Annotated in this window: 8 protein-coding genes and 2 pseudogenes; 4 read left to right on the top strand and 6 right to left on the bottom strand. The window is 32.1% G+C overall.

Annotation, left to right across the window (positions count from 1 at the left end; translation table 11 throughout):
- The 3 genes and pseudogenes from VFS71_RS17115 to VFS71_RS17105 all read right to left on the bottom strand — a co-directional run.
- Window positions 1-733 (bottom strand): annotated as a pseudogene (locus VFS71_RS17115) (phospho-sugar mutase); the annotation flags it as partial.
- Between the two features lie 234 nt (window positions 734-967).
- Complete coding sequence (locus VFS71_RS17110) at window positions 968-1,924, bottom strand: glycosyltransferase family 2 protein (RefSeq protein ID WP_326402813.1); 957 nt, start codon at window positions 1,922-1,924, stop codon at window positions 968-970.
- A gap of 3 nt (window positions 1,925-1,927) precedes the next feature.
- Window positions 1,928-2,470: a DUF4199 domain-containing protein gene (locus VFS71_RS17105; RefSeq protein ID WP_326402812.1), complete on the bottom strand. Its 543-nt coding sequence runs from the start codon at window positions 2,468-2,470 to the stop codon at window positions 1,928-1,930.
- Window positions 2,471-2,706: 236 nt separating this feature from the next.
- Between VFS71_RS17105 and VFS71_RS17100 the strand changes: the two genes are divergently transcribed.
- From VFS71_RS17100 to VFS71_RS17090, 3 genes are all read left to right on the top strand, one after another.
- On the top strand, window positions 2,707-2,958 hold the full coding sequence (locus VFS71_RS17100; RefSeq protein ID WP_077375626.1) for a type B 50S ribosomal protein L31: 252 nt from the start codon (window positions 2,707-2,709) through the stop codon (window positions 2,956-2,958).
- 171 nt (window positions 2,959-3,129) lie between these two features.
- The gene (locus tag VFS71_RS17095) at window positions 3,130-4,305 is read left to right on the top strand and encodes a GlmU family protein (RefSeq protein ID WP_326402811.1); all 1,176 of its coding nucleotides are present in this window, start codon (window positions 3,130-3,132) and stop codon (window positions 4,303-4,305) included.
- A gap of 226 nt (window positions 4,306-4,531) precedes the next feature.
- The gene (locus tag VFS71_RS17090; protein ID WP_326402810.1) at window positions 4,532-6,166 is read left to right on the top strand and encodes an ABC-F family ATP-binding cassette domain-containing protein; all 1,635 of its coding nucleotides are present in this window, start codon (window positions 4,532-4,534) and stop codon (window positions 6,164-6,166) included.
- Between the two features lie 75 nt (window positions 6,167-6,241).
- Here the strand turns inward: VFS71_RS17090 and VFS71_RS17085 are convergent, their stop codons facing one another.
- Complete coding sequence (locus tag VFS71_RS17085) at window positions 6,242-6,544, bottom strand: GNAT family N-acetyltransferase (protein WP_326402808.1); 303 nt, start codon at window positions 6,542-6,544, stop codon at window positions 6,242-6,244.
- Window positions 6,545-6,915: 371 nt separating this feature from the next.
- Here VFS71_RS17085 and VFS71_RS17080 point away from each other — a divergent pair, with 371 nt between their 5' ends.
- Window positions 6,916-7,596: an alpha/beta hydrolase gene (locus tag VFS71_RS17080; RefSeq protein ID WP_326402807.1), complete on the top strand. Its 681-nt coding sequence runs from the start codon at window positions 6,916-6,918 to the stop codon at window positions 7,594-7,596.
- Window positions 7,597-7,640: 44 nt separating this feature from the next.
- Here the strand turns inward: VFS71_RS17080 and VFS71_RS17075 are convergent, their stop codons facing one another.
- Window positions 7,641-8,336: a thioredoxin family protein gene (locus VFS71_RS17075; protein WP_326402806.1), complete on the bottom strand. Its 696-nt coding sequence runs from the start codon at window positions 8,334-8,336 to the stop codon at window positions 7,641-7,643.
- A gap of 175 nt (window positions 8,337-8,511) precedes the next feature.
- A pseudogene (locus tag VFS71_RS17070) lies at window positions 8,512-8,765 on the bottom strand (DUF2892 domain-containing protein); the annotation flags it as partial.

Raw genomic sequence — 8,765 nt, 5'->3', positions numbered from 1 at the left:
CAGGAACAGACATGATTGAAGTCCCGTGCAAAGAAGTAAATACAATGTTCAGGTTGTCTTTGGCTTCCTTTGGAGTATTGAAACTTGCATTCTCAACAGACGATTTCACAAAAGCTTCGTCAATTTCAGTGTCTATATATTGAATCAAATTTTCATCTGCCGAAAATTTGATTTCGTTGTAATTTAAATTTTCGATAACTTCAATGATAGCTCCGTCTTGTGGAGGAACTATTTGTCCACCATCTTCCCAATATACTTTGTAGCCATTATATTCTGGAGGATTATGAGATGCAGTTAATACAATACCACATTGACAACCTAAATGTTTAAGCGCAAAAGACAATTCCGGAGTCGGTCTCAAGTCCGAAAACAAATAAACCTGAATTCCATTTGCAGAGAAAACATCGGCAACTACTTTTGCCAAAGATTGACTGTTATGACGGCAATCATAAGCAATTACAACCTTCAAAGCCTGTCCAGGAAAAACAGTATGTAAATAATTAGAAAGTCCTTGAGTGTTTTTTCCAAGCGTATATTTGTTAATACGGTTGTTTCCAACTCCCATTACACCACGCATTCCGCCAGTTCCAAACTCTAGATTTTTGTAAAAACTTTCCTCTAGTTCTTTTGGTGAGGTAGTCATTAATTCCTTAATGGCCACATGTGTTTCATTGTCGAATGTTGGAGTCAACCATTCGTTTACTGCGTCTAAAATGTTTTGAGGTATGTGCATTTTATATTAGTTTAAGTTGTTAATCTATTTTATGAAAGCAAGAATATCGGTTTTATTAGGAGCTATTTCCTGCTATCCGCTATATCTTTTTTTGTCTCGTTAGAAAAAAAACGAGACAAAAAAAGGATGCCGCTTCTATCAGGGCTAAACCCGAAAAGCTAGAAATTCAGTTCTTATAACTTATTTTAATTTTATATATAGTTCAGCAAATTGCTTTTATAAATCAAAAAAAAATTAAAAATTTACTTCAGTAGAAACCTTGTAACGTTCTTCATTGTTTTTGGTTCTCAAAATAATTTCTCCCAGAAATCCTGCCAAAAACAATTGTGTTCCCAGAACCATCGTTGTCAATGCAATGAAAAACCAAGGATTGCTGGTGACCAAATTATAGCGCATTCCCATATACATATGATATAGTTTTGAAACTCCTATATATCCAGCTAATAAAAATCCAAGAATAAACATAAAGGAACCAATCGCACCAAATAAATGCATTGGTCTTTTGCCAAATCGGGAAAGAAACCAAATCGTTATTAAATCCAAAAAACCATTGATGAAACGTTCCATTCCAAATTTGGTTTCACCATATTTTCTTGCTTGGTGTTGCACTATTTTTTCGCCAATTTTGCCAAAACCGGCATTTTTTGCCAAAACAGGAATATATCGGTGCATTTCACCAGAAACTTCAATGTTTTTTACCACTACATTTTTGTAGGCTTTCAATCCGCAGTTAAAATCATTCAATTCAACCCCAGATGTTTTTCTGGCGGCCCAGTTAAATAGTTTCGAAGGGATATTTTTGGCAACAACTGAGTCGTAACGTTTCTTTTTCCAACCCGAAACCAAATCGTATTTTTCTTTGGTAATCATTTCATATAAACCAGGAATTTCGTCAGGACTGTCCTGTAAATCGGCATCCATCGTGATAATCACATCGCCTTTTGCTTTTGCAAAACCAGCATGTAAAGCTTGAGATTTTCCAAAGTTTTTCATGAATCGAATCCCTTTTACATTTGGATTTTCATTGGCAAATCCTGATATAATATTCCAAGATTCATCTGTACTCCCGTCATCCAAAAAAATGATTTCATAACTATAGTTGTTAGATTTCATTATTGAAATAATCCAAGTGTACAATTCTTGTAGAGATTCCTCTTCGTTAAGAAGCGGTATGAGTATTGATAAATTCATTAATTAGAAGCTTTGCGGTTTTTCGTTTTTTAATACTGCCCCTACAATTAGGGAGTAAATTAAGCCAAAGAAAGAATACATGGCCAATGTTACAGGTAAAACAATAAAAGGATTCATGAATTTTTTTACCATCGAAAGTCCCATTTCAATTTGTTCACTCGTCATGTTTGGGTTTTTTGCCAACATGCCTTCTTTGGTAATAGCTATCATTTCATCTATGAATTCAGGAAAAATGAAATTGAAAATAATATTAAAAACAGCATATATAAGTGCAGCGATAAAAGTTATGGAAATTCCTGTTTTGAGACTTTCGCTAAGTGTTATAAAGCCATTGTTGATGTTTTTCTTGTAATTTGTGCAACCTATATATATAAATAAGATTGGCAATAACATGTAATTAGAGATGTTTACAATTGTTCCGACACTCGTGTTAATTAATGATTTCATTCCAACGAGGTACATAATTACGAATTCTAAAACCATTATGACACCGAATAAAACACCATACAAAACACCAGATTTTGCTGGTGATACATTATTTTCCATAGAGACTGTTTTAATTAATCTACAAATATAGCAATTCCCAATATAATGGCGTGTAAAAAATGATTTTTACGGCCATATAAAAAAAGTTACACAAAGGTTTGTATATTGAAAAATAAGTGTAAATTTGCAAACTCAAAATAATATTGTAAAACAAAAAGTTATAGCGCGTTTATACCTTTTCTGTTAGAAGAAAAGCTTCAAGACAAGTTATAATTAACAAATAAAAAAGATTCAAGATGAAAAAAGGTGTACACCCAGAAAATTACAGATTAGTTGCTTTTAAAGACATGTCAAACGAAGATGTTTTTATCACTAAATCTACTGCTGATACTAAAGAAACTATCATTCACGAAGGTGTTGAATATCCAGTTGTGAAAATGGAGATTTCTAGAACTTCTCACCCTTTTTACACAGGTAAATCTAAACTTATCGATACTGCAGGACGTATTGATAAATTCAAAACTAAATACGCTAAACACGTTAAATAATTTTAACTGGTTTCAAATACACAAAAAGCCTCGCAAATTGCGAGGCTTTTTTTTATGGAAATTTTCTCATATTCTTTTCGTGTGGGATTCCTTACTCCCATAAACATTTAAAAATAGTTGTAACTTTGCGGTGATAACCAAATCACATTTTAACAATTTACAATTTAATTTATGAACTACATACTTTTTGACGGTCCCGCTCGAAATGCTTTGTTGCCCTTTACTTTTACACGTCCTGTTGCCGATATTCTTGTTGGTATTATGACGATTCGCCAAAAGTGGGAAGCGCATTTGGGATCTACCACGACAACAGTAACCGAGGAATATTTATCAGAGAAATTTCCAATGGTAGAGTTGGAGGAAAATGTAATGATTAATGCCTCTTTTTTACCAAATACTGTTTTGGCGGAAATGGTTAGTAATCTTGGACCTAATCAGGCTATTTTCAAAGGGGATGATGTTATAGCTTTTTATACGAATGACGAGCAGGAATCAGTAGATTTTGATACTTATGAGATTCTTGAATACAATGAGGATTGTATAACTATTGAACATACTTGGGATATTTTTTCCAATAATGATATTGCCATTCGTGAAGATTTTGAGTTTTTGACAGCTGATAGAAAATCACAACCAATACCAAAAAGTGTAAATGTAATAGCTCCTGAAAATATTTTTATTGAAGAAGGAGCCAAATTGGAGTTCGTTACCTTGAATGCTTCGACTGGGCCTATATATATAGGTAAAGATTCCGAAATAATGGAAGGATCTATCATTCGTGGACCATTTGCTTTATGCGAAAATGCGCAAGTAAAAATGGGAGCTAAAGTTTATGGAGCAACAACTGTAGGTCCTTATTCAAGAATTGGAGGTGAGGTAAAAAACACAGTGCTTTTTGCTTATTCCAATAAAGGTCATGATGGGTTTCTTGGAGATTCTGTCTTAGGAGAATGGTGTAATATTGGTGCAGACAGTAATAATTCTAATCTGAAAAATAATTACGAAGAAGTAAAAATGTGGAGTTATGAAACCGAAGGTTTTGCCAAAACAGGTCTTCAGTTTTGCGGGTTGATGATGGGAGATCACAGTAAATGTGGTATCAATACCATGTTTAATACGGGGACTGTAGTAGGAGTGAGTGCTAATATTTTTGGAAGCGGTTTTCCACGCAATTTTGTGCCAAGTTTTTCTTGGGGAGGAGCGGCGGGATTTACCACTTATGTTACCAAAAAAGCTTTTGAAACGGCAAGGTTGGTAATGAGTCGTAGAAATGTAGAGTTTGATGAAAAAGAAGCTGCTATTTTGGAACATATTTTTGAGGAATCAAAAAAATGGAGAAAAGATTAATTAGTCAATGAGCTAATTAGATAATTAGAAAATGGAAATATTTGCTCCACAAAGTTTAATGCTTTGTGGAGCTTTTTTGTTTAAAAGCTTTTCGTCTTAAAGGAGAATTGTCTAATTGGCACATTTTCTAATTGCTTAATTATCTAATTAATCTATCTTTGCACCTTCAAAAAATAACTGCTAAGAGATCTAATAATCTAAGTAGTCTAATAATTTAAAAATCTAAATGATTACAATTAACGATATTTCGGTTCAATTTGGGGGCACAACTCTTTTTAGTGATGTTTCTTTTGCAATAAATGAAAATGATAAAATTGCCCTTATGGGTAAAAATGGTGCTGGTAAATCAACACTTTTAAAGATTATTGCTGGGCAAGGCAAACCATCCACTGGAAATGTTTCTGTGCCAAAAGAAGCTGTTGTTGCTTATTTGCCACAGCATTTGTTAACTACAGATGGTGCTACGGTGATGGAAGAGGCTTCAAAAGCTTTTGGTGAAATCTTTAATATGAAATCCGAAATTGATGAAATTAATGAGCAATTAACTATCCGTACCGATTATGAAAGTGATGGGTACATGAAATTAATCGAAAGAGTTTCTGATTTAAGTGAAAAATATTATGCCATTGAAGAGGTGAATTATGAAGCTGAAGTCGAGAAAATTCTAATTGGTCTTGGTTTTGTTCGTGAAGATTTTACCCGTCAAACTTCCGAGTTTTCAGGAGGTTGGAGAATGCGAATTGAATTGGCTAAAATACTTTTGCAAAAACCCGATTTAATTTTACTGGATGAGCCTACTAATCACATGGATATCGAAAGTATTCAATGGCTAGAAGATTTCTTGATTAATTCAGCTAAAGCGGTTGTGGTAATTTCGCACGATAGAGCTTTTGTAGATAACATTACGAATCGTACTATTGAAGTTACAATGGGGCGTATTTATGATTACAAAGCCAAGTATACGCATTATTTGGAGTTAAGAAAAGATCGTCGTATACATCAGCAAAAAGCCTATGATGAGCAACAAAAAATGATTGCTGATAATAGGGCTTTTATTGATCGTTTTAAAGGGACATTTTCTAAAACTGATGCAGTTCAGTCTAGAGTAAAAATGTTGGAAAAGTTAGTTATTGTACAGGTTGATGAAGTGGATACATCTGCATTGCGATTGAAATTTCCTCCAGCTGCCCGTTCTGGACAATATCCTGTTATTGTAAAAGATATGTCTAAATCCTATGGAGATCATGTGGTTTTCAAAGATGCTAATATTGTTATAGAGAGAGGGCAAAAAGTAGCTTTTGTAGGAAAAAATGGAGAAGGAAAATCAACAATGATCAAAGCTATAATGAAGGAATTTGGAGTTGATAGCGGTTCTGTTGAAATTGGACATAATTCTCAAATTGGATATTTTGCTCAAAATCAAGCGGCATTATTGGATGAAAATGCAACTATTTTTGAAACTATAGATGATATTGCTGTTGGTGATGTAAGAACGCAAATAAAAAATATTCTTGGAGCTTTCATGTTTCATGGAGATGATATTACTAAGAAAGTTAAAGTGCTATCTGGAGGAGAAAAAACACGTTTGGCAATGATTAAATTATTATTGGAGCCAGTAAATTTATTGATTCTGGATGAGCCTTCAAATCACTTGGACATGAAAACCAAAGATATTATCAAGGATGCTTTGCGTGATTTTGACGGGACTTTAATTTTGGTTTCTCACGATCGTGATTTCCTTGACGGATTGGCTACAAAAGTTTTCGAATTTGGTAATAAACGTGTTGTAGAGCATTTTGAAGATATAACTGGTTTCTTGGCTCACAAGAAAATGGATAGCATGAAAGAAATTGAAAAATAAATTTGAAATTTCTTTTCAAAACAAAAAAAGCAGGAGTTTAATTTCTCCTGCTTTTTTCGTTTTAAATGAATCTTTTTATATGCGTATTCCTGGTGGAAGCAATTCTTTGTAAATTGGATTTTTTTTAAAGAAAGTGACAATTTTAGGAAGAATGGGCACTACTTTTAATTTTTTTTCAATAGCAGTTTCCATGATGTTCTTTAGGAAATTAGAAATAAACTCTTCGTCATTGTAACCTTCAGGGGTATTAATCTTGGTTAAAAATATTTTTTTCTCCTGAAAAGAATATTCAACAGAAACTATTCCAGTTTCTACTTTTGTTTCAAATTGTCGGGCAAAAGCATTGTCTTTAATCTCTAATTTTATTATAGTTTCCATTTTTTGGTTTTATTGGTGCAAATAATGAGTAAGTTTTTGTTGTTTAAGTAATTTATAAAGTGTTAAAATTATGTTTTAAGTAAGTTTTGTCTTTTAAATTATACTTTTTTGCTTTGTGCAAAAATAATTTCGAGGTATTATGCTTGTGGTATAAAGCGCAAAGGTAATCATTTGATAATCAGATACAAGTGTTTTTTTGGATTAACTTATGAAACGGAGTTTTAAAAAGCTTGTATTAGTGGATATGTAACGTTTTTTGGTCCTTGTTTTAAATTTGAAATATATGTTCAAGTAGTCTGTAAATGGGAATAAAATAATTAATTTTAAAAAGTGGTATGGTAAATACTCATATCGATTAATGTTAAAATAGTATGAATAAAATTCCAGTTTATTTTATGCCAGGTTTGGCGGCTAGTGTTGCTATTTTTGAAAGAATTAAACTTCCAGAGTCAGAATTTGATATGTTTTTTTTAGAATGGGAAATTCCATTGGAAAAAGAATCTTTACAAGATTATGCCAAACGTATGGCGGGAAAGATTAAACATGAGAACCCAGTTTTGATAGGAGTTTCTTTTGGAGGCATTTTGGTTCAGGAAATGTCCTGTTTTATTGCAGTACATAAAGTTATAATTATTTCCAGTGTAAAAAGCAATTTGGAGTTTCCTAAAAGAATGATGATTGCAAAAAGCACGAAAGCTTATAAATTAATTCCAATAAGTTTAGTTCAAAATATTGAAAGCTTAGCTAAATTTTCTTTTGGTAAAAAAGTAAATGAAAGACTTAAATTATATGAAAAATTTCTTTCGGTAAGAGATAAACGATACTTGGATTGGGCTATTGAGCAGGTCATTTTGTGGGATAGAACGGTTGTTGATCAACAGGTAATACATATTCATGGAGATGCCGACGACGTTTTTCCAATTAAAAAGATTTCTAATTGTATTGTCGTTAAAGGTGGTACTCACATAATGATTTTAATGAAATGTAAATGGTTAAATACAAATTTGCCTAAAATTATTCTAGGTCAATATGATAATGGTGAAGAGCTGTAATTAAAACAATGTTGCTTTTTTATTCAAAGCGAAGTAAAAAAGAATTAATTAGTGGTGAAGCTTTTTTTACTGGTTAAAGCTTTCATTAGATTTTCATTAATGTCTTTACTGAAGTAATTGTAACAGGTAATGATAGCTTCTTTAATCGGAGTTTTTATTTTTGCTTTACTCTCAAAATGTTTGATATTTACAACGTTTTTATTTTCGTCAATAAAAATTGAAGTTGGAAAACCTAAAGTATGTTTGATGGTTGCTACAATATGGGAATCTTTCGAATAGTATTCATTGGCGTAACATACTTTAATATTATCGCTAAATTTGTAAGCAATATTTTTTAAATCGCTTTTTTTATCCCAAAACACTACAATAATTTGCATGTCATCGCGATGTTCTTTAGCTAATATATTCAAAGCAGGAATTTCGCCTTTTGGGATTACGCACCATGAAGCATATGTGATGATGAAAATAGGTTTTGAGATTCTGTTTATTTTTACGTTTTTTTCTTTATAAACTTTCAAACTGAAATCATCAAACTTTGTTCCGACGAGTTTGTTTTTTACTAAAGAATCAAAAAGATTTTTGCCTTCCTCAATGTTTCTTTTTTCGTAAGCGTTATTGCTTGCTTTTTTATAAGGATTTATGTTTTCTTTTATGGCATCAGACAGGTATGTAATTGTGTCTTGGGAATAGGAAGATGTTAAGGATAAAGATAAAATTAGTGTAAGTATAAATCTTTGCATAAATCATTTAGGTATAAAAACAATTTGCAAAAATATATTCTTTGTATTTAATAATATAAAAATAACGTTGAATAACAGATTAATCCGATATAATACTTATAATGTATAAAAAGTCATCCTAAAACTAAGATGACTTTTTGTAATGTGATAGTTGTGAGTGATTTAAACTGGATATTTATATTTTTTTCATTTGCTCTTTCATCATCGAGATCTGATCCTTGAGCATGTTTTGCTTGTCTAGTTTTTTAGCTTCGTTCAATAAAGTAGTAGCCTCAAGTTTTCTTCTGCGGGTCATTGCAACACCTGCTAAGTTTAATTTGGCAACTGCTAAATCCATGTCCATTGATAGACCGAGTTCGATTGCTTTTTTGAAATATTTTTCAGCTTGATTGATATTTGTTTGCGAAAGCATAATTCCATGTAGGTAAT

The sequence above is a fragment of the Flavobacterium sp. genome, from assembly GCF_035760125.1.
Lineage (GTDB): Bacteria > Bacteroidota > Bacteroidia > Flavobacteriales > Flavobacteriaceae > Flavobacterium.
The sequence above is the reverse complement of the archived record's forward strand: the minus strand, read 5'-3'. Positions and strand labels throughout refer to the sequence as shown.

Coding starts and splice junctions, on each gene's coding strand:
- VFS71_RS17090 (WP_326402810.1), top strand. CDS start 4,532: ATGATTACAATTAACGATATTTCGGTTCAATTTGGGGGCACAACTCTT.
- VFS71_RS17095 (WP_326402811.1), top strand. CDS start 3,130: ATGAACTACATACTTTTTGACGGTCCCGCTCGAAATGCTTTGTTGCCC.
- VFS71_RS17085 (WP_326402808.1), bottom strand. CDS start 6,544: ATGGAAACTATAATAAAATTAGAGATTAAAGACAATGCTTTTGCCCGA.
- VFS71_RS17100 (WP_077375626.1), top strand. CDS start 2,707: ATGAAAAAAGGTGTACACCCAGAAAATTACAGATTAGTTGCTTTTAAA.
- VFS71_RS17080 (WP_326402807.1), top strand. CDS start 6,916: ATGAATAAAATTCCAGTTTATTTTATGCCAGGTTTGGCGGCTAGTGTT.
- VFS71_RS17075 (WP_326402806.1), bottom strand. CDS start 8,336: ATGCAAAGATTTATACTTACACTAATTTTATCTTTATCCTTAACATCT.
- VFS71_RS17105 (WP_326402812.1), bottom strand. CDS start 2,470: ATGGAAAATAATGTATCACCAGCAAAATCTGGTGTTTTGTATGGTGTT.
- VFS71_RS17110 (WP_326402813.1), bottom strand. CDS start 1,924: ATGAATTTATCAATACTCATACCGCTTCTTAACGAAGAGGAATCTCTA.